This is a genomic window from Streptomyces aculeolatus (genome assembly GCF_020400605.1).
Taxonomy (GTDB): Bacteria; Actinomycetota; Actinomycetes; order Streptomycetales; family Streptomycetaceae; genus Streptomyces; species Streptomyces aculeolatus.
Genome location: NZ_JAINRD010000030.1, coordinates 66,803 through 85,637, shown reverse-complemented (window position 1 = coordinate 85,637; position 18,835 = coordinate 66,803). Strand labels below are relative to the sequence as shown.

Below are 18,835 nucleotides of genomic sequence, written 5' to 3'. Positions count from 1 at the left end.
CCCCGCGGGGCCACGGGCGTACGGCCCGCGCACGGCACCGCAACGCACCACCGAGGAAGGCGCGACACCATGACCGACACCCCCGCCTCCGCACCCGGCGCCGCCGCTTCCGACGCCTCCGTACCCCCCGAGGCCCCGCTCGCCGGACTGCGCGTCCTGGACCTCGCGACGCTCTTCGCCGGCCCGCTGGCCGCGACCATGCTCGGCGACTTCGGCGCCGAGGTCGTCAAGGTCGAGCACCCCGCCAAGCCCGACCCCTCCCGCGGCCACGGCCCCGCGAAGGACGGCGTCGGCCTGTGGTGGAAGCTGCTCGGCCGCAACAAGAAGAACCTCACCCTCGACCTGTCCACCCCCGGCGGGCGCGACGTGCTGCTGCGGCTGGCCGCCCGATCCGACGTGGTGGTCGAGAACTTCCGCCCCGGCACGCTGGAGAAGTGGGGCCTCGGCTGGGCGGAGCTGTCCGCGGTCAATCCCCGGCTGGTGCTCGCCCGGGTCACCGGCTTCGGCCAGTTCGGCCCCTACGCCCGCCGCCCCGGGTTCGGCACCCTCGCCGAGGCGATGAGCGGCTTCGCCGCGGTCACCGGCGAGCCGGACGGGCCGCCGACGCTGCCGCCGTTCGGCCTCGCCGACTCCGTCGCCGCGCTCTCGACCGCGTACGCCGTGATGACCGCGCTCGCCGGCCGGGAGCGCACCGGGCGCGGCCAGGTGGTCGACATGGCGATCATCGAGCCGATGCTGGCCGTGCTCGGCCCGCAGCTCCTCTGGTACGACCAGCTCGGCTACGTCCAGCCGCGTACCGGCAACCGCTCCACCAACAACGCGCCGCGCAACACCTACCGCACCGCGGACGGCCGCTGGCTCGCCGTCTCGACCTCCGCGCAGTCCGTCGCCGAGCGCGTGATGCGGCTCGTGGGGCGGCCCGAGCTGGTCGACGAGCCGTGGTTCGGCACCGGCGCGGGCCGGGCACGCCACGCCGACGAGCTGGACGAGGCGGTCGGCGGGTGGATCGCGCGGCACGACGCGGCGACCGTCGTGGCGGCGTTCGACGAGGCGCAGGCGGCGGTGGCGCCGGTGTACGACGTCCGGGACGTGATGGCCGACGAGCAGTACCGGGCGCTCGGCACGATCACCGAGGTCGAGGACGAGGAACTGGGCACGGTGAAGATGCAGAACGTGCTCTTCCGGCTCTCGGAGACCCCGGGCGCGATCCGCTGGGCGGGCCGGCCGCACGGCGCGGACACCGACGCGGTGCTGGCCGGACTGGGGTTGACCGGGGCGGAGATAGCCGGGCTGCGCGACGCGGGGGCGGTGTGAACGCCCCGCAGCCGTCCCCGGTCGCGGCGGAGGCGGCGGGCGGCTCCGGGGCCGCGGCGGGCGCCGGTGCCGCGGCCGGGCAGGACACGTATCTCACCTGGCTGTACGTGCCCGGGGACCGGCCGGCGGTGGTGGCCAAGGCGCTGCGCAGCGGCGCCGACGTGGTGCTGGTCGACCTGGAGGACGCGGTGGCGCCGGAGCGCAAGGCGTACGCGCTGGCCGCCACCGCGGAGCTGCTGGCCGAGCCGCGCCCCGGCCCGGTGCCGGTGCACGTGCGCGTCAACGCGCTCGCAGGGCCGCTGGCGGCCGGTGAACTGCGCACGCTGGCACCGCTGCCGGGCCTGGCCGGGCTCCGGCTGCCGAAGACCGGCGGCCGGGAGGAGGTGCTGCGGGTGGCGACGGCCGCCCTGGCGGCCCGGGCCGGCGCCCCCGCGCCCGTACCGGCGCCCGGGGACCGTACGCGCCACGGCGCACCCGGCCCCGGCGCCGCGGGACCGGACGGCGCACCCGGCTCGGCGGGCCCGTGTCCCGGCTCCGCCGACGCCCGTGCTCCCGCCGCCGCGGACGACGGACCCGCCCCGCCGCTGGGCCACTCCGCCACCGGCGGCGTACCGCCGCTCTACCCGCTCCTGGAGTCCGCCCTCGGCATCGAGCGCGCCTACGAGATCGCCGCCGCGCACCCCGCCGTCCGCGGCATCGCGCTCGGCGAGGCGGACCTGCGGGCCGAGTTGGGCGTCGCCGACGATGCGGGGCTGGCGTGGCCGCGCAGCCGCGCCGTCGTCGCCGCCCGCGCCGCGGGCCTCGCGCCGCCCGCGCAGTCGGTGTACCCGGACGTCGCCGACCTCGACGGCCTGGCCCGCTCCTGCGCCGCCGGCCGCGCCCTGGGCTTCCTGGGCCGTACGGCGATCCACCCCCGGCAACTGCCGGTGATCGAGCGCGCGTTCCTGCCCACCCGGCAGGAGGCGGAACGGGCCGAGGAGGTCGTCGCCGCCGCGGCGGCGGACGGCGGCGCGCTGGCCCTGCCGGACGGCCGCTTCGTGGACGCAGCGGTGGTGGCCGAGGCCCACCGCACCCTGCGCCTGGCCCGCCGCGGCACCGCCTGACACGCCACCGCCCCGGCCGGGGTCCCGGCCGGGGCGGTGGCGTCGGTACGGGCGCGGGCCCCCGGCGCGGGGGCGCGAGCGCTCAGCCCAGCGTCGACAGCGCCTCGTTGAGCGTGCGCGACGGGCGCATGACCGCCGCGGCCTTCTCCGGGTCCGGCTGGTAGTAGCCGCCGATGTCGGCCGGCTTGCCCTGCACCGCCAGCAGCTCCTCGACGATCTGACCCTCCCGCTCGGCGAGCGTCGCCGCCAGCGGCGCGAACGCCTCCGCGAGCTTCGCGTCGGCCGTCTGGGCCGCCAGCTCCTGCGCCCAGTACAGCGCGAGGTAGAAGTGGCTGCCCCGGTTGTCGATGCCGCCGACGCGGCGGGTGGGCGACTTGTTCTCGCCCAGGAACGTCGCCGTCGCCCGGTCGAGGGTGTCGGCCAGGACCTGGGCGCGGGCGTTGTCCGTCGTCTGCGCGAGGTGCTCGAAGGAGACGGCCAGCGCCAGGAATTCGCCGAGGCTGTCCCAGCGCAGGTAGTCCTCCTTGACCAGCTGCTGCACGTGCTTGGGCGCGGAGCCGCCGGCGCCCGTCTCGAACAGGCCGCCGCCGTTCATCAGCGGGACGACGGAGAGCATCTTGGCGCTGGTGCCCAGCTCCAGGATGGGGAAGAGGTCGGTGAGGTAGTCGCGCAGCACGTTGCCGGTGACCGAGATGGTGTTCTCGCCGCGGCGGATCCGCTCCAGCGACAGCGCCATCGCGTCCGCCGGGGCGAGGATCCGGATGTCCAGGCCCCCGGTGTCGTGCTCCGCCAGGTACTCCCGCACCTTGGCGATCAGGCGCGCGTCGTGCGCCCGGTCCTCGTCCAGCCAGAAGACCGCCGGGTCGCCGGTGGCGCGGGCGCGGGTGACGGCGAGCTTCACCCAGTCGCGGATCGGCGCGTCCTTGGTCTGGCACATCCGGAAGATGTCGCCCTCGGCGACGGGCTGCTCCAGCAGCGCGGTGCCGGACCCGTCGACGACGCGCACGGTGCCGGCCGCGCCGACCTCGAAGGTCTTGTCGTGGCTGCCGTACTCCTCCGCCTTCTGCGCCATCAGGCCGACGTTGGGCACCGAGCCCATCGTCGCCGGGTCGAAGGCGCCGTGGGCGCGGCAGTCGTCGATGACGACCTGGTAGATGCCCGCGTAACTGCTGTCCGGGATGACGGCGAGGGTGTCGGCCTCGGCGCCGTCCGGGCCCCACATGTGGCCGGAGGTACGGATCATCGCGGGCATCGAGGCGTCCACGATGACGTCGCTGGGCACGTGCAGGTTGGTGATACCGCGGTCGGAGTCGACCATCGCCAGCTCCGGGCCCTCGGCCAGCTCCTCGTCGAACGACGCCTTGATCTCGGCGCCCTCGGGCAGCGCGTCGAGGCCGGCGAGGATGCCGCCGAGACCGTCGTTCGGGGTCAGGCCCGCGGCGGCCAGCGTCGCGCCGTACTGCGCGAAGGTCCGGGGGAAGAAGGCCCGTACCGCGTGGCCGAAGACGATCGGGTCGGAGACCTTCATCATCGTGGCCTTCAGGTGCAGCGAGAACAGCACGTCGGCGTTCTTCGCCCGGGCGACCTGCTCGCCGAGGAACGCGCGCAGCGCCTCGACGTGCATCACGGCGGCGTCGACCACCTCGCCGGCGAGCACCGGCACCGACTCGCGGAGCACCTCGGTCGTGCCGTCCGCCCGGGCCAGCTCGATGCGCAGGCTGCCGTCGTGCTCGACGACCGCGGACTTCTCGGTGGAGCGGAAGTCGTCGGCGATCATGTGCGCGACGTTCGTCTTCGACTCCGGGGTCCACGCGCCCATGCGGTGCGGGTGGGTGCGGGCGTAGTTCTTCACCGAGGCGGGGGCGCGGCGGTCGGAGTTGCCCTCGCGCAGCACGGGGTTGACCGCGCTGCCCTTGACCTTGTCGTAGCGGGCGCGGATGTCGCGCTCCTCGTCGGTCTTGGGCTCGTCCGGGTAGTCCGGCAGGTCGTAGCCGTGTGCGCGCAGCTCGGCGATGGCGGCCTTGAGCTGCGGGATGGACGCCGAGATGTTCGGCAGCTTGATGATGTTCGCCCGCGGGGTCTGCGCCAGCTCGCCCAGCTCGGCGAGCGCGTCGGCGACCCGGCGGTCGGCTGGCAGCCGCTCGGGGAAGTGGGCGAGGATCCGTCCGGACAGGGAGATGTCGCGGGTCTCCACCTCGACCCCGGCGGTCGCGGCGTACGCCTGGACCACCGGCAGGAACGAGTATGTGGCCAGGGCCGGGGCCTCGTCGGTGTGGGTGTAGATGATCGTCGATGCTGATTCAGTCACCGGGTGCTCCAGTCCGCGTCGCTGCTCTGCCGGATTGCTTGATATCAAGATATCCCGTGCGGCCCGCGCGCCGGACAGGGCCCTCGGCCGCGGCGCGGGTAGAGATGCGTCACACCCGGCCGGGGGCGCAAAAGGCGCGCGGGCGACCGGATAGGCTCCGGAACCTACGCTCCCGGGGGGGACCTGTTCTCATGCGCGGACTGAAGATCGTGTTCGTGGTGTGCCTCGTGCTCGGCGTGCTCTTCGTCGCCGCCGACCGGGTGGCCGTGTTCATAGCGGAGGGGAAGGCCGCGGACAGGATCCAGGCCCGGCAGGGCCTGGAGGGCAGTACCGAGGTGTCCATCCACGGCTTCCCGTTCCTCACCCAGATCTACGACAAGCACCTCGACGACGTCGACGTCAGGATGACCGGCATCCGCGCCGACCCGGCCGCCGCCGGCACCGGGGAGCGGCTGATGATCTCCGAGTTCAAGGTGGAGCTGAGCGGCGTCGAGCTGGACGGCGACTACGGCGGCGCGACCGCGGAGAGCGCCGAGGGCTCCGCCGTCATCGCGTACGAGGCGCTGACGGCCGTGGCCGGGCAGCAGGGCGTCACCTTCGCCTACGGCGGCGACGGCAAGGTGCAGGTCACCGCGAGCGCCGAGGCGCTCGGCGCACCGGAGCCGGCCGAGGTGCTCTCCACGGTCGCCTCCGAGGGCGGCGACACCATCCGGCTGCACGCGGAGGAGGTCCCCGGCACCGGCGTGCCCGGGACCGAGGAGGCGGTGCGCGGCGCCGTCGACATCGACCGGAAGGTCGGCGGGCTGCCGGACGGGGTGCGGCTCGACCTGGTCACGGCGACCGCCGACGGCATCGTGGTCGACGTCGAGGGCGAGGGGATCCGCGTCGCGGGCTGACCCGCGGGCGGCGCCCGCCGGGTCAGGCGAGGTTCACCAGGAAGTCCCGGCACGCCTGCTCGCAGCGGCGGCACGCCTGCGCCCGCTCCGCCGCCCCCGGCACGTCGGCGGCCAGCCGCTCGTAGTCCTCGGCGCAGTCCGCGCACGTCGCGGCGCACAGCTCCACCTGGGCCCGCAGCCCCGGCGCGTCGTACCGGCCGTGCTGCGAGAGCATCCGGGACGTCTGCTCGCAGACGTCCGCGCACCGCAGGTCCAGCCGCTGCACCGCGCCGGGCTCCGCCGCCCCGGCGGGCTGCAGGCACGCGGTCGCGCACTCCGCGCACGCCTGGGCGCACACGAAGCCGTCCTCGATGTAGCGGACGAGGGACTCACGGTCGAGCTCGTCGGCCGACACGGCCACCTCGATCGCCTCCTTCACCGTCAACCGCCGCCTTCGGGTCAGCCCACGGGGCCCGGCTGCGGACTCGGCTCGGGCACCGGGTCGGGGCCGGGAGGCCGCGGGATCGGATCGGGCGTGGGCGGCTCCGGTACGGGCCCGGGACCGGGCCCGGGCCCCGGGCGCGGATCGGGGCCCGGGCCGGGCCCGGGCGGTGCGGGGGGCGTCGGCGGCGGCATCGGCGGTACGGGGTCGGGCTCCCGGTCCGCCGCCGGGACCGGGCGGGTCCCGGCGTCCGCTGCCGGCGACCGGGTCGGCTGCGTCGACATGTCGTCCTCCCGTGACGGGTCGTGCGCGTGTTTCCGTTGCGGTCAAGGGGGCGGCTGCCCGGCCGCGGCCCGCTTCACGCCCCCGCGCCGGAAGATCCGCCCGATTGCCGCCGCCCGCGGGCGGCGCGGTGGCGGCGGGCGCCCGCGGGCCGCGTGCCGGAGTTGCCGTGGCCCCGGAGCCGGTGCGGGGTCAGCCGGCCGCCGTCCCGGGGCACCTCCGCGGGTTCGCGCTCCTCGGTGACCCGCCGCACCGGGCCGGACGCCGGCGGCCGCGGCTGGTCCTCCGGCCGCGGCGGGGCGGGCTCCCGGGACCGTACCCGGATGCCGAGCCACACCGCGCCGATCAGCACGGCGACCACGACGAGGCCGAGGAGGAAGGGGAGCAGGCCGGCGGTGACCGCGGCGTCCGCGGCGCGGCCGGCGGCACGTGTGGTGTGCGGGTCGGTACGCATGCAGCCCGGGGTACCCCCGGACCGCCCGCCTGCACATCCGGTTGCACCTCCGGCTGCCGTCCGCCGCGGGTTCGTACGATCGCACCATCGCCGCCGCCGGCGGAACGGAGGATCCGCCCCGGGGGCGATACCGCCGCCGCATGGGACACTGAAGTACGTGCGTTTCCTGAATGATTCCCCCGCCCCGTACGACCTGACGTACGACGACGTGTTCATGGTCCCCCGCCGCTCCGGCGTCGGCTCCCGCCAGGCCGTGGACCTGTCCTCCGCCGACGGCACCGGCACCACCGTCCCGCTCGTCGTCGCCAACATGACGGCCATCGCCGGCCGCCGGATGGCCGAGACCGTCGCCCGCCGGGGCGGGCTCGTCGTCATCCCGCAGGACATCCCCATCGACGTCGTCACCGAGGTCGTCTCCTGGGTCAAGGAGCGCGACCTGGTGCTCGACACCCCCATCGTCCTCGGCCCCCACTCCACCGTCGCCGACGCGCTGGTGCTGCTGCCCAAGCGGGCACACGGCGCCGCCGTCGTCGTCGAGGACGGCCGCCCCGTGGGCATCGTCACCGAGGCGGACCTGAACGGAGTGGACCGCTTCACCCAGCTCTCCGAGGTCATGTCCCGCGAGCTGCTGACGCTCGACGCGGACATCGACCCGCGCGAGGCGTTCAACCGGCTGGACGCCGCCCACCGCAGGCTCGCCCCCGCCGTCGGCCCCGACGGGCGGCTGGTGGGGCTGCTCACCCGCAAGGGCGCCCTGCGGGCCACGCTCTACACCCCCGCCACCGACGACCGCGGCAGGCTGCGCGTCGCCGCCGCGGTGGGCATCAACGGCGACGTCGCCGGCCGCGCCAAGCAGCTCCTCGACGCCGGCATCGACACCCTCGTCGTGGACACCGCGCACGGCCACCAGGAGCAGATGATCCACGCGCTGCGCGCCGTGCGCGCCCTCGACCCGGAGGTGCCGGTGGTGGCGGGCAACATCGTCGCCGCCGAGGGCGTACGCGACCTCGTCGAGGCGGGCGCCGACATCGTCAAGGTCGGCGTCGGGCCCGGCGCGATGTGCACCACCCGCATGATGACCGGCGTCGGCCGCCCGCAGTTCTCCGCCGTGCTGGAGTGCGCCGCCGAGGCGCGCCGGCTCGGCAAGCACGTGTGGGCCGACGGCGGCGTACGCCACCCCCGCGACGTCGCCATGGCGCTGGCCGCCGGCGCCTCCAACGTCATGATCGGCTCCTGGTTCGCCGGCACCTACGAGTCCCCGGGCGACCTGCAGCAGACCGCGGACGGGCGGCTGTACAAGGAGAGCTTCGGCATGGCCTCGGCGCGCGCGGTACGCGGCCGCACCTCGGAGGAGTCCGCGTACGACCGCGCCCGTAAGGGCCTCTTCGAGGAGGGCATCTCCACCTCGCGGATGTTCCTGGACCCCGCGCGGCCGGGCGTCGAGGACGTCATCGACGCCGTCGTCGCGGGCGTGCGCAGCGCGTGCACCTACGCCGGTGCGGCCACGCTGGAGGAGTTCCACGAGCGGGCCGTGGTCGGTGTGCAGAGCGCCGCCGGGTACGCCGAGGGCCCGCCGTGGTGTACTGCGGACATGCGACTCGACGAGCTGGACGAGCGGATCGTGCGCGCCCTCGCCGAGGACGCCCGCCGCACCTACGCCGACATCGGCGCCGGGGTCGGCCTGTCCGCGCCCGCGGTCAAGCGGCGCGTGGACAGGCTGCGCGCCGCGGGCGCCATCACCGGCTTCACCGTGCGGGTCGACCCCGCCGCCCTCGGCTGGGCCACCGAGGGCTACGTCGAGCTGTACTGCCGCTCCAACACCGGCCCCGGCGACATCCGCGGCGCCCTGTCCCGCTACGCCGAGGTGGCCGCCGCCTCCACGGTCACCGGGGACGCCGACGCCATCGTGCAGATCTTCGCCACCGACATGCGCCACTTCGAGGAAGTACTGGAACGGATCGCCGGCGAGCCCTTCGTCGAGCGCACCAGATCGGTCCTCGTCCTCTCCCCGCTCGTGCGCCGCTACGCCCCCGACCCGCCCCTGTGAGCCGCGCCCCCGGGCCGCGCAACGGATCGCCGCCGTGGCCCGGGAAGACGCAACGAATCGCCTGGTCGGACGCAATCGACGGGCCTTGTTCCGGGCCTCGCGCAGGACGTACGGTCGAGGGAAACGGACCCCACCACCCGCCTGCGAGGTTGCACATGGCGCCGCTGCGCATCGCCCTGCTCCAGGGGCCGGCCGGGGTGCCCCCGAGCAGACAGGAGGGCCTCGCCGCGCTGGAGTCCGCCGCCCGGAGCGCCGCCGCCGGGGGCGCGCGGCTGCTGGTCGCCTCCGAGCTGTTCCTCAGCGGGTACGCCACCGACCCCGCGGGCCGCGCGGAGGCCGCCGACGGCCCCGGCGCCCACGCCGTCGCCGGCATCGCCGCCGACCACGGCCTGTCCATCGCCTACGGGTACCCGGAGCGGGACGGGGACGACGTGTACAACTCCGTCCAGCTCATCGCCCCGTACGGCTATCCGCTGGCCAACTACCGCAAGACGCACCTCTTCGGCGACTTCGAGCGGAAGTTCTTCACCCCCGGCGACACCCCCGTGGTCCAGGCCGACGTCGACGGCGTCCGCGTCGGCATCCTGGTCTGCTACGACGTGGAGTTCCCCGAGCCGGTGCGGGCGCACGCCCTGGCCGGCACCGAACTGCTGCTGGTGCCCACCGCGCTGATGCGCCCGTACGAGTTCGTGGCCCGCACGCTCGTCCCCGCGCGGGCCTACGAGAGCCAGCTCTACGTCGCCTACGTCAACCGCGTCGGCGCCGAGGGCGAGTACCACTTCGCCGGGCTGAGCGGCCTGGCCGCGCCCGACGGCACGGTCCGCGCCCGTGCCGGGCACGACGGCGAGGACCTCGTCCTCGTCGACGTCGACCCGGCCCGGATCGCCGCCGCCCGCCGGGACAACACCTATCTGGCGGACCTGAGGCCCGAGTTGTACGCCTGACGCCCCCCGCCCGCGCCCCCGCCGGCCCTCCCGCGGCCCCGCACGCCTCCACACCCGTACACCCGCACGCCCACGCGGTGGCCCCGAGCCGCCCTGCCCGCACGCCCGAGGAGCCCCGCCCGATGACGTCCACCGTGCCCACCGCCGTCCACCCCGCGGGGGAGGAGACCGACCGGCGGCCGATCACGATGTTCGGCCCCGACTTCCCCTTCGCGTACGACGACTACCTCGCCCACGCCGCCGGGCTCGGCCAGATACCGGCGACCGAGCACGGCACCGAGGTCGCCGTCGTCGGCGGCGGGCTCTCCGGCCTCGTCACCGCGTACGAGCTGATGAAGATGGGCCTGAAGCCCGTGGTCTACGAGGCGGACCGGATCGGCGGCCGGCTGCGTACCGAGACGTTCCCCGGCTGCGACCCCGCGCTCACCGCAGAGATGGGCGCGATGCGCTTCCCGCCGTCGTCCACGGCGCTGCGGCACTACATCGACCTCACCGGCCTCGCCACCCGCCCGTTCCCCAACCCGCTGGCGCCCGGCACCCCCTCCACCGTCGTCGACCTCAAGGGCGAGTCGCACTACGCCCGCACCATCGACGACCTGCCGCAGGTCTACCGCGACGTCGCCGCCGCCTGGGCCGACTGCCTGGAGGAGGGCGCCGACTTCGGCGCCATGAACCGCGCCATCCGTGAGCGCGACGTGCCGCGCATCCGCGAGCTGTGGGCCGGGCTGGTCGAGCGGCTCGACAACCAGACCTTCTACGGCTTCCTCTGCGACTCGGCGGCCTTCCGCTCCTTCCGGCACCGGGAGATCTTCGGCCAGGTCGGCTTCGGCACCGGCGGCTGGGACACCGACTTCCCCAACTCCATCCTGGAGATCCTGCGCGTCGTCTACACCGAGGCCGACGACGACCACCACGGCATCGTCGGCGGCAGCCGGCAGCTCCCGCTGCGGCTCTGGGACCGCGCCCCCGGCAAGATCCTGCACTGGGCGCACGGCACGTCGCTGGCCGCGCTGCACGACGGCGGCGCCCCCCGCCCGGCCGTCACCCGCCTCGCGCGCGCCGACGGCGAGCGGATCACCGTCACCGACGCCTCCGGCGACGTGCGCACCTACCGCGCCGCGGTCTTCACCGCGCAGTCGTGGATGCTGCTCTCGAAGATCGACTGCGCCGACGAACTGCTGCCCATCGACCACTGGACCGCCGTCGAACGCACCCACTACATGGCCTCGTCCAAGCTCTTCGTGCCCGTGGACCGGCCGTTCTGGCTCGACCGGGACGAGCGGACCGGCCGCGACGCGATGTCCATGACGCTCACCGACCGCATGACCCGCGGCACCTACCTCCTCGACGACGGCCCGGACCGGCCGGCGGCGATCTGCCTGTCGTACACCTGGTGCGACGACAGCCTGAAGTGGCTGCCGCTGCCGGCCGAGGAGCGGATGGAGGTCATGCTCAAGTCGCTCGGCGAGATCTACCCGGGCGTCGACATCCGGAAGCACGTCATCGGCCCGCCGGTGACGGTCTCCTGGGAGGACGAGCCGTACTTCATGGGCGCGTTCAAGGCCAACCTGCCCGGCCACTACCGCTACCAGCGGCGGCTGTTCACCCACTTCATGCAGGAGGCGCTGCCCGCGGGCAAGCGCGGGCTGTTCCTGGCCGGCGACGACATCTCCTGGACCGCGGGCTGGGCCGAGGGCGCGGTGCAGACGGCGCTGAACGCCGTGTGGGGCGTGATGCGGCACTTCGGCGGCGCCACCGACCCGGCCAACCCCGGGCCCGGCGACGTCTTCGACGCCATCGCCCCGGTGGAGCTGCCGGAGGACTGACGCGCCCGGCTCAGTCGCCGCACCGGCCGCGCAGCGGCACCAGCAGGCAGCGCGAGACCAGTCCCACCGACTGGTCCAGCCGCTCGGTGAACTCCTCGCCCACCTCGGGCAGTCCGCGCAGCCGCCACAGCACCCGGGCCGCCGCCCACGCCGCGTCCCGGGCCCGCTCCAGGCTCCACGCCCCGGCCAGGTGCGTGAGCGGATCCGCCACGTCCAGCAGGTCGGGCCCCGGCATGAGCTGCTCGCGGATCCGCTCCTCCAGCCGTACGAGCAGCCCGCCCACGCGCTCGTAGTCGCCCTCGACGTCCTCGGGGTCGCGCCCCAGCGCGCGGCAGGTGGCGACGACGGCGAGCGGGAGGTCGTAGCCGATGTGGGCGTTGATGCCGGCGAGCGCGAACTGCAGTGCGTGGACGCCGCGGTGGCGGCGCGCCTGGAACAGCGGGCGCCAGCACGCGGGCGGCCGGCGGCCCGCCGCGGCGTCGTCGGCGGCGGCCAGGAACCGGCCGGCGAAGTCCGCGGCGAGCCCGGCGGCCGCGGTCCGGTCGGCGAAGCCGCCGGCCGCCAGGTGCAGCCGGACCTCGTCGGTCACCGCCAGGTACACCGAGGCGAAGACCGCCACCCCGTCCCGCCCGGGCGGCCCGCACGCGAGCGCGCGCATCCGTTGTGCGGCGGCGTCCAGGGCGCCGGAGGCCGCCGTGTCCTGCACAGACGTCATGGCCGCCACCCTGGCAGCCGGGCGGCCGCGCGGCCATCACCCGCCCGGGCGAGGCCCCGCGCACCCCTCGTACGGGTGGTGCCCGCCACTTCTCCGGGACGCCCCGGGGCGGCGGGGAGGTGATCCAGCCCACAGGATCCGGCGGATTGACCCGCGCCGGAGCGTGGCAGACTGGAGTCGTACCAGTGACGTACGCGCACTCCGGGGTCGGTGAAAATCCGAACCGGCGGTTACAGTCCGCGACCCGGCCGCTGCCAGCGGCCGGTTGACCAGGTGAAATTCCTGGACCGACGGTGAAAGTCCGGATGGGAGGCAGTGCGCGGCGGAATGCCACAGGTGCGCCGCCGGCGGCGGCCCGCCCCTTCCCGGGCGGTCCCAACCGTCCCCCGGCCGGCGCCCCGGTGACCGCGTTCCGTGACTGTCGTCCAGACAGGCCCCGGAGTCCGTGCCCGAAGAGGCAGGAGGACCCGGGTGGCCACCCCAGCCGAAGCGCAGGCCATGCGCCGCGCCATCGCGCTCGCCTCCCGCGCGCTCGGCGACACCAGCCCCAACCCCGTCGTCGGCTGCGTGATCCTCGACGCCGCCGGGCACCCGGTCGGCGAGGGCCACCACGCCCGTGCCGGCGGCCCGCACGCCGAGGTCGCCGCACTGGCCGACGCGGGGGAGCGGGCCCGCGGCGGCACCGCCGTCGTCACCCTCGAACCCTGCAGCCACACCGGCCGCACCGCCCCCTGCGTCCGCGCCCTGGCCGCCGCCGGCGTCGCCCGCGTCGTCTACGCCGTCGCCGACCCCACCCCCGCGGCCGGCGGCGGTGCCGCCGCGCTCGCGGCCGCCGGGATAGAGGCCGAGGGCGGCCTGCTCGCCGACGAGGCCGCCGCCGGGAACGAGCCGTGGCTGACCTCCGTGCTCCGCGGCCGCCCCTACGTGCTGTGGAAGTACGCCGCCACACTCGACGGCCGCAGCGCCGCCGCCGACGGCACCAGCCGCTGGATCACCTCGCCGGCCGCCCGCGCCGACGTCCACCGGCTGCGCGCCGAGGCCGACGCCGTCGTCGTCGGCTCCGGCACCCTGCGCGCCGACGACCCCCAACTCGCCGTCCGCGGAGCCCGCGCCGAGGCCGGCGCCACCCAGCCGCTGCGCGTCGTCACCGACACCGAGGCCGGCGTGCTCACCCCCGGCGCCCGGATCCTCGACGGCGCCGCCCCCACCCTCGTCGCCGTGGCCGACGACGCCGCGGACGCCGCCGTCGACCGGCTCACCGCCGTCCTCGACGCCGCCGCGGCCCGCAGCGGCCACCGCGCCGACGTGGTGCGCCTGCCGCGCGCCGCCGGCGGCCGCGGCCTCGACGTCGCCGCGCTGCTCGCCGCGCTGTACGGGCGGGACGTGCGCTCCGTACTGCTGGAGGGCGGCCCGACCCTGGCCGGGGCGTTCCTCGCCGCCGGCCTCGTCGACCGGGTCGTCTGCTACCTCGCCCCCGTCCTGCTGGGCGCCGGGCCCGCCGCCCTCGCCGACGCCGGAATCGGGACGATCGGCGAGGCGTTGCGCCTCGATGTGACCGCCGTCGACCACCTCGGCCCCGACCTGCGGCTGACCGCCGTACCGGGTCCCGCGCCCGAGCCGCCCGCCATCAAGGAGAGCTGACGTTGTTCACCGGAATCGTTGAGGAACTCGGCGAGGTCGTCGCCGTCGAAGAACTGCCCGACGCCGCCCGCTTCCGGCTGCGCGGCCCCGCCGTCACCGAGGGCGCCCGGCACGGCGACTCCATCGCCGTCAACGGCGTGTGCCTGACCGTCGTCGACCACGAGGGCCAGGAGTTCACCGCCGACGTGATGGCCGAGACCCTGGACCGCTCCAGCCTCGGCGGCCTCGGCCCCGGGGACCGGGTCAACCTGGAGCGCCCCACCGCCGTGGGCGGGCGCCTGGGCGGGCACCTGGTGCAGGGACACGTCGACGGCACGGGCGAGATCCTGGCGCGCAAGCCGTCCGACAACTGGGAGGTCGTCACCGTCTCCCTGCCCGAGGACCTCGGCCGCTACGTCGTGGAGAAGGGCTCCATCACGGTCGACGGCGTCAGCCTCACCGTCGTGACCGCCGGCGCGGACTTCTTCACGATCAGCCTCATCCCCACCACCCTCGCGCTGACCACCCTCGGCTTCAAGGAGCCCGGCGACAAGGTCAACCTGGAGGTCGACGTCGTCGCCAAGTACGTCGAGCGGCTGCTCGCCCCGCACGCCGCGCGCGCCGGGGGAGCGCGGGAATGAGCACCCTCGACTCGCTGAACGGCGTGGCCTTCTCGGTGTTCGGCGAGGACATCAAGTGGGCCGACATGACCGGCAACGTGCTGGGCCTGGCCGCCCTCGCGCTGGGCTGGCGGCGCTCCGTGGCGGTCTGGCCGGCCCAGCTGCTCTCCGGCGCGGTGCTCGTCGTCGCGTACGCCTCCGCCGGCCTCACCGGCGGCGTCGGCAAGCAGCTGCTGGTCGTCGGCGTCTCGGTGTGGGGCTGGACGCAGTGGTCGCGCGGCCGCCGCGAGAGCGGGGCGATACGGGTGCGCTTCGCGACCTGGACCGAGCGCGCCTGGCTCGTCGCCGCCACCGCCGCCGGCACCACCGCCGTCGCCCTGCTCTTCCTCGCCGTCCCGTCGCTGTCCTGGAACCCCTGGCCGGACGCCTACCTCTTCACCGGCTCCGTCGCCGCCATGGTCGCCATGGCCCGCGGCTGGGTCGAGTTCTGGTTCGCCTGGCTGGCCGTCGACGCCGTCGGCGTCCCCCTCGCGTACTCCGGCGACCTGAAGTTCTCCGCCCTCGTGTACGTCGTCTACGGCGTCGTCGTCCTCCTCGGCCTGCGCGCCTGGTGGACCGCGAGCCGCACCGCCCCGCCCGCCGCCGGGCGGCCGGAGGCACTGGAAGGAGCCGCCGCATGACCGCCCTTACGACCTGGCAGGCCGCCGGGGACGTGGAGGACCTCCGCCTCGACACCGTCGAGCGCGCGATAGAGGAGATCGCCGCCGGCCGGCCCGTCGTCGTCGTGGACGACGAGGACCGCGAGAACGAGGGCGACCTCGTCGTGGCCGCCGAGCTGATCACGCCCGCCACCGTGGCGTTCATGATGCGCGAGTGCAGCGGCATGATCTGCATGCCGATGGAGGGCCGGGCGCTGGACCGGCTCGGCATCCCGCAGATGGTCCAGCGCAACACCGAGTCCATGCGCACCGCCTTCACCGTCACCGTGGACGCCGCCCCGGCCCACGGCGTCACCACCGGCATCTCCGCCTCCGACCGGGCGACCACGGTCCGGCTGCTGGCCGACCCGGACGCCGTCGCCGGCGACTTCGTCAGCCCCGGCCACATCTTCCCGCTGCGCGCCCGGGAGGGCGGCGTGCTCGTCCGCGACGGGCACACCGAGGCCGGCGTGGACCTGGCCCGGCTCGCCGGGCTGCGGCCGGCCGCGGCGATCGTGGAGATCGCCGGCGAGGACGGCGAGATGCTGCGGCTGCCGCAGCTCGTGCCGTTCGCCCGCAGCCACGGCTTCGCGATCATCTCCATCGCCGACCTCATCGCCCACCGCCGCCGCACCGAGACGGTCCCGGCCGCGCCGCGCGCCCCCGAGCCGCCCGCGGGCCGGGCCGCCCCCGGGGCGCCCGCGGCACCCGCCGCCCCCGCCGGCCCGTCCGCCGGACCCGAGGTGCACCGCGAGGCCGAGACCCGGCTGCCCACCGCGTACGGCGACTTCACCGCGTACGGCTACCGCTCCGCCGCCGACGGCGTCGAGCACATCGCCCTGGTCATGGGCGACGTCGCCGTGGACGACCCCGGCGAGGGGGTGCTCGTACGCCTGCACTCCGAGTGCCTGACCGGCGACGTCTTCGGCTCCCAGCGCTGCGACTGCGGCCCTCAGCTGCACGCCTCGCTGCGCCGCGTGGCCGCCGAGGGCCGCGGCGTCGTGATCTACCTGCGCGGGCACGAGGGCCGCGGCATCGGCCTGCTGTCCAAGCTGCGCGCCTACGAGCTGCAGGAGCGCGGCCGCGACACCCTCGACGCCAACCTGGAGCTGGGCCTGCCCGCCGACGCCCGCGACTACGCCGCCGGCGCCCGGATGCTCGCCGACCTCGGCGTCTCGGCGGTGCGCCTGATGACCAACAACCCCGAGAAGGTCGAGGCCCTGCTCCGCCACGGCCTGGCCGTCACCGGCCGCGAGCCCACCCCCGTCGAGGCCGGCGAGCACAACCTGCGCTACCTGCGCACCAAGCGCGACCGCATGGGCCACGAGCTGCCGTGGCTGGACGGCGCGCCCGTCGCGGTGTGCAGCAACCAGTGACCCGTAGCGGCACCATTCCCGAACGACCCCGCGTATCCGTACAGCACAGCAGACGAGGAGAGCAGAGAGCGTGAGCGGCAAGGGCGCACCGGAACTGACCGTCAAGAACTGCGCGGACCTGCGGGTGGCCGTCGTCGCCGCGCAATGGCACGAGCAGGTGATGGACGGGCTCGTCGGCGGCGCCCTGCGCGCCCTCGGCGAGCTGGGCATCGCCGAGCCCACGCTGCTGCGCGTGCCCGGCAGCTTCGAGCTGCCGGTGGTCGCCAAGGCGATGGCCGACCGCGGCTACGACGCCGTCGTCGCCCTCGGCGTCGTCATCCGCGGCGGCACCCCGCACTTCGACTACGTGTGCCAGGGCGTCACCCAGGGCCTGACCCGGGTCGGCGTGGAGACCGGGGTGCCCGTCGGCTTCGGCGTCCTCACCTGCGACACCGAGGAGCAGGCGCTCGCCCGCGCCGGTCTCGCGGACTCCGTGGAGGACAAGGGCCACGAGGCGGTCACCGCCGCCGTGGCCACCGCCGCGGCGCTGCGCACCGTGGCCGAGCCCTGGCGCTGAGCGCCCCCGCGGACCCCGTAGACTTGGGCCCACCATGGCCAGCAAGACATTCGAGGAGCTCTTCACCGAGCTCCACCAGAAGGCCGCCTCCGGCGACCCCGCCACCTCCCGTACCGCCCAGCTCGTCGAGCAGGGCGTGCACGCCATCGGCAAGAAGGTCGTCGAGGAGGCCGCGGAGGTCTGGATGGCCGCCGAGCACGAGGGCGAGGAGCGCACCGCGGAGGAGATCTCCCAACTCCTCTACCACCTGCAGGTGATGATGGTCGCCCGGGGCATCTCCCTGGACGACGTCTACGCCCATCTCTGACGCCCGTACACCCCCCGCCCCTCAGCCGACCGGCAGAACAGGAAGAGCCACGACCATGCTGCGCATCGCCGTCCCCAACAAGGGTTCCCTCGCCGAGCCTGCGTCGGCGATGCTCCATGAGGCCGGCTACCGGCAGCGCACGGACCGCCACGAACTGGTGCTCACCGACGCCGGCAACGACGTCGAGTTCTTCTTCCTGCGCCCGCGCGACATCGCCGTCTACGTCGGCTCGGGGCGCCTGGACATCGGCATCACCGGCCGCGACCTGCTGCTCGACTCCGGCGCCGGCGCCGAGGAGATCATGCAGCTCGGCTTCGGCGCCTCCACGTTCCGCTTCGCCACCCGCCCCGGCACCGCCGCGGGCGTCGCCGACTTCGGCGGCAAGACCGTGGCCACGTCCTTCTCCGGGCTGGTCGCCAAGCACCTGGCGGACAACGGCGTCGACGCCGAGGTCGTGCACCTCGACGGCGCCGTGGAGACCGCGATCAAGCTCGGCGTCGCCGAGATCATCGCCGACGTCGTCGAGACCGGCACCACGCTGCGGCAGGCCGGCCTGGAGATCATCGGCGAGCCGATCCTCACCTCCGAGGCCATCGTCATCCGCGGCACCGGCTCCCCGCGGGAGGAGCCGAAGGTGCGGCAGTTCCTGCGCCGGATGCAGGGCGTCCTCGTCGCCCGCCGGTACGTGATGATGGACTACGACATCCGCGCCGAGCACCTGGAACAGGCCGTCGCGCTGACCCCCGGCCTGGAGTCGCCGACCGTCTCGCCGCTGCACCACGAGGGGTGGGTCGCCGTCCGCTCGATGGTGCCCACCGCCGACGCCCAGCGGATCATGGACGAGCTGTACGAACTGGGGGCCCGCGCCATCCTCACCACCACGATCCACGCCTGCCGCCTGTGAGCGCCGCCGACCTGCCGGTCACCTTCCGGCCGCAGCGCACCCGGGTGGTGCTCGCCACCGCCGGCGCCGTCATCTTCGCCACGCTCACGGCGATCGGCATGACGCTGAGCCTGAACCTGGGCGAACGGGTGAGCTTCGTGGTCACCGGGCTGCTCTTCCTCGGCGGGCTGCTGCTGCTCGGCCGGCCCAAGGTGGTCGCCGCCGACGACGGCGTCACGGTCACCAACCTCACCCACCGCCGCCATCTGGCCTGGGCCGAGATCCTCCGCGTCAACCTGGGTCCCGGCGACCCCTGGGTCTCCCTCGACCTCGCCGACGGCACGAGCCTGCCGGCGATGGGCATCCAGCCGGGCATCGCGCGGCAGCAGGCCGAGCAGGACGCGCGGGCACTCGCGGGGATGGCGGCCGAGCGCGGCACGGGCGCGTCCGGCGCCTGAGGCTGCC

At 75.2% G+C, this 18,835-nt stretch carries 18 protein-coding genes, 1 pseudogene and 1 riboswitch; of the genes and pseudogenes, 15 read left to right on the top strand and 4 right to left on the bottom strand.

From position 1 onward, the window contains the following. Positions 1–69: 69 nt before the first annotated feature. Both LG396_RS34650 and LG396_RS34645 read left to right on the top strand, forming a co-directional pair. The gene (locus tag LG396_RS34650) at positions 70–1,314 is read left to right on the top strand and encodes a CaiB/BaiF CoA transferase family protein (RefSeq protein WP_145901606.1); all 1,245 of its coding nucleotides are present in this window, start codon (positions 70–72) and stop codon (positions 1,312–1,314) included. Further along, on the top strand, positions 1,311–2,417 hold the full coding sequence (locus LG396_RS34645) for an HpcH/HpaI aldolase/citrate lyase family protein (RefSeq protein ID WP_225797766.1): 1,107 nt from the start codon (positions 1,311–1,313) through the stop codon (positions 2,415–2,417). Before LG396_RS34650 ends, LG396_RS34645 begins: the two co-directional genes overlap by 4 nt. An 82-nt stretch (positions 2,418–2,499) precedes the next feature. Here the strand turns inward: LG396_RS34645 and LG396_RS34640 are convergent, their stop codons facing one another. Beyond that, a complete protein-coding gene (locus tag LG396_RS34640) occupies positions 2,500–4,725 on the bottom strand; it encodes an NADP-dependent isocitrate dehydrogenase (RefSeq protein WP_145901608.1) in 2,226 nt (741 codons plus the stop codon). A 191-nt stretch (positions 4,726–4,916) separates the two neighbouring features. Between LG396_RS34640 and LG396_RS34635 the strand changes: the two genes are divergently transcribed. Beyond that, positions 4,917–5,621: an LmeA family phospholipid-binding protein gene (locus tag LG396_RS34635; RefSeq protein WP_037744598.1), complete on the top strand. Its 705-nt coding sequence runs from the start codon at positions 4,917–4,919 to the stop codon at positions 5,619–5,621. Positions 5,622–5,643: 22 nt separating this feature from the next. Here the strand turns inward: LG396_RS34635 and LG396_RS34630 are convergent, their stop codons facing one another. Next, complete coding sequence (locus LG396_RS34630; protein ID WP_037744601.1) at positions 5,644–6,039, bottom strand: four-helix bundle copper-binding protein; 396 nt, start codon at positions 6,037–6,039, stop codon at positions 5,644–5,646. Between the two features lie 361 nt (positions 6,040–6,400). Beyond that, complete coding sequence (locus LG396_RS34625) at positions 6,401–6,778, bottom strand: DUF6479 family protein (protein ID WP_018835455.1); 378 nt, start codon at positions 6,776–6,778, stop codon at positions 6,401–6,403. A gap of 157 nt (positions 6,779–6,935) precedes the next feature. On the opposite strand from LG396_RS34625, the pseudogene LG396_RS34620 reads away from it, so the two are divergent. From LG396_RS34620 to LG396_RS34605, 4 genes and pseudogenes are all read left to right on the top strand, one after another. Then, a pseudogene (locus LG396_RS34620) lies at positions 6,936–8,354 on the top strand (GuaB1 family IMP dehydrogenase-related protein); the annotation flags it as partial. A gap of 15 nt (positions 8,355–8,369) precedes the next feature. Beyond that, on the top strand, positions 8,370–8,825 hold the full coding sequence (locus tag LG396_RS34615; protein ID WP_018835457.1) for an Lrp/AsnC family transcriptional regulator: 456 nt from the start codon (positions 8,370–8,372) through the stop codon (positions 8,823–8,825). 155 nt (positions 8,826–8,980) lie between these two features. Further along, positions 8,981–9,769 carry a carbon-nitrogen hydrolase family protein gene (locus LG396_RS34610; protein ID WP_130454953.1) on the top strand — a complete coding sequence of 263 codons (789 nt, stop codon included), beginning with the start codon at positions 8,981–8,983 and terminating at the stop codon, positions 9,767–9,769. Positions 9,770–9,891: 122 nt separating this feature from the next. After that, entirely contained in the window at positions 9,892–11,595 is a 1,704-nt protein-coding gene (locus LG396_RS34605) for a flavin monoamine oxidase family protein (protein WP_037744612.1), read from the top strand. 10 nt (positions 11,596–11,605) lie between these two features. Here the strand turns inward: LG396_RS34605 and LG396_RS34600 are convergent, their stop codons facing one another. Beyond that, positions 11,606–12,310 (bottom strand): DUF5995 family protein, encoded by a 705-nt coding sequence (locus tag LG396_RS34600; protein WP_225797765.1) that lies wholly within the window; start codon positions 12,308–12,310, stop codon positions 11,606–11,608. A 192-nt stretch (positions 12,311–12,502) separates the two neighbouring features. Then, a riboswitch (FMN riboswitch) is annotated at positions 12,503–12,633 on the top strand. Positions 12,634–12,808: 175 nt separating this feature from the next. Here LG396_RS34600 and ribD point away from each other — a divergent pair. The 8 genes from ribD to LG396_RS34560 all read left to right on the top strand — a co-directional run bounded on the left by ribD (position 12,809) and on the right by LG396_RS34560 (position 18,828). Next, a complete protein-coding gene (gene ribD, locus LG396_RS34595; RefSeq protein WP_263979963.1) occupies positions 12,809–13,951 on the top strand; it encodes a bifunctional diaminohydroxyphosphoribosylaminopyrimidine deaminase/5-amino-6-(5-phosphoribosylamino)uracil reductase RibD in 1,143 nt (380 codons plus the stop codon). 2 nt (positions 13,952–13,953) lie between these two features. Beyond that, positions 13,954–14,571 carry a riboflavin synthase gene (locus tag LG396_RS34590; RefSeq protein ID WP_037744617.1) on the top strand — a complete coding sequence of 206 codons (618 nt, stop codon included), beginning with the start codon at positions 13,954–13,956 and terminating at the stop codon, positions 14,569–14,571. Next, positions 14,568–15,230, top strand: a complete 663-nt coding sequence (locus LG396_RS34585; RefSeq protein WP_100302055.1) for a nicotinamide mononucleotide transporter family protein — start codon at positions 14,568–14,570, stop codon at positions 15,228–15,230. Before LG396_RS34590 ends, LG396_RS34585 begins: the two co-directional genes overlap by 4 nt. Next, positions 15,227–16,624, top strand: a complete 1,398-nt coding sequence (ribA, locus tag LG396_RS34580; protein ID WP_225797763.1) for a GTP cyclohydrolase II — start codon at positions 15,227–15,229, stop codon at positions 16,622–16,624. The genes LG396_RS34585 and ribA overlap by 4 nt, the downstream gene beginning before the upstream one ends. Positions 16,625–16,694: 70 nt before the next feature. Continuing rightward, positions 16,695–17,180, top strand: coding sequence for a 6,7-dimethyl-8-ribityllumazine synthase (gene ribH / locus LG396_RS34575; RefSeq protein ID WP_018835465.1), 486 nt, complete (start codon positions 16,695–16,697; stop codon positions 17,178–17,180). Positions 17,181–17,214: 34 nt separating this feature from the next. Beyond that, the gene (locus LG396_RS34570) at positions 17,215–17,487 is read left to right on the top strand and encodes a phosphoribosyl-ATP diphosphatase (protein WP_018835466.1); all 273 of its coding nucleotides are present in this window, start codon (positions 17,215–17,217) and stop codon (positions 17,485–17,487) included. 55 nt (positions 17,488–17,542) lie between these two features. Continuing rightward, positions 17,543–18,391, top strand: a complete 849-nt coding sequence (gene hisG, locus LG396_RS34565; RefSeq protein WP_018835467.1) for an ATP phosphoribosyltransferase — start codon at positions 17,543–17,545, stop codon at positions 18,389–18,391. After that, positions 18,388–18,828, top strand: a complete 441-nt coding sequence (locus LG396_RS34560; RefSeq protein ID WP_100302057.1) for a PH domain-containing protein — start codon at positions 18,388–18,390, stop codon at positions 18,826–18,828. The genes hisG and LG396_RS34560 overlap by 4 nt, the downstream gene beginning before the upstream one ends. Positions 18,829–18,835 lie beyond the last annotated feature (7 nt).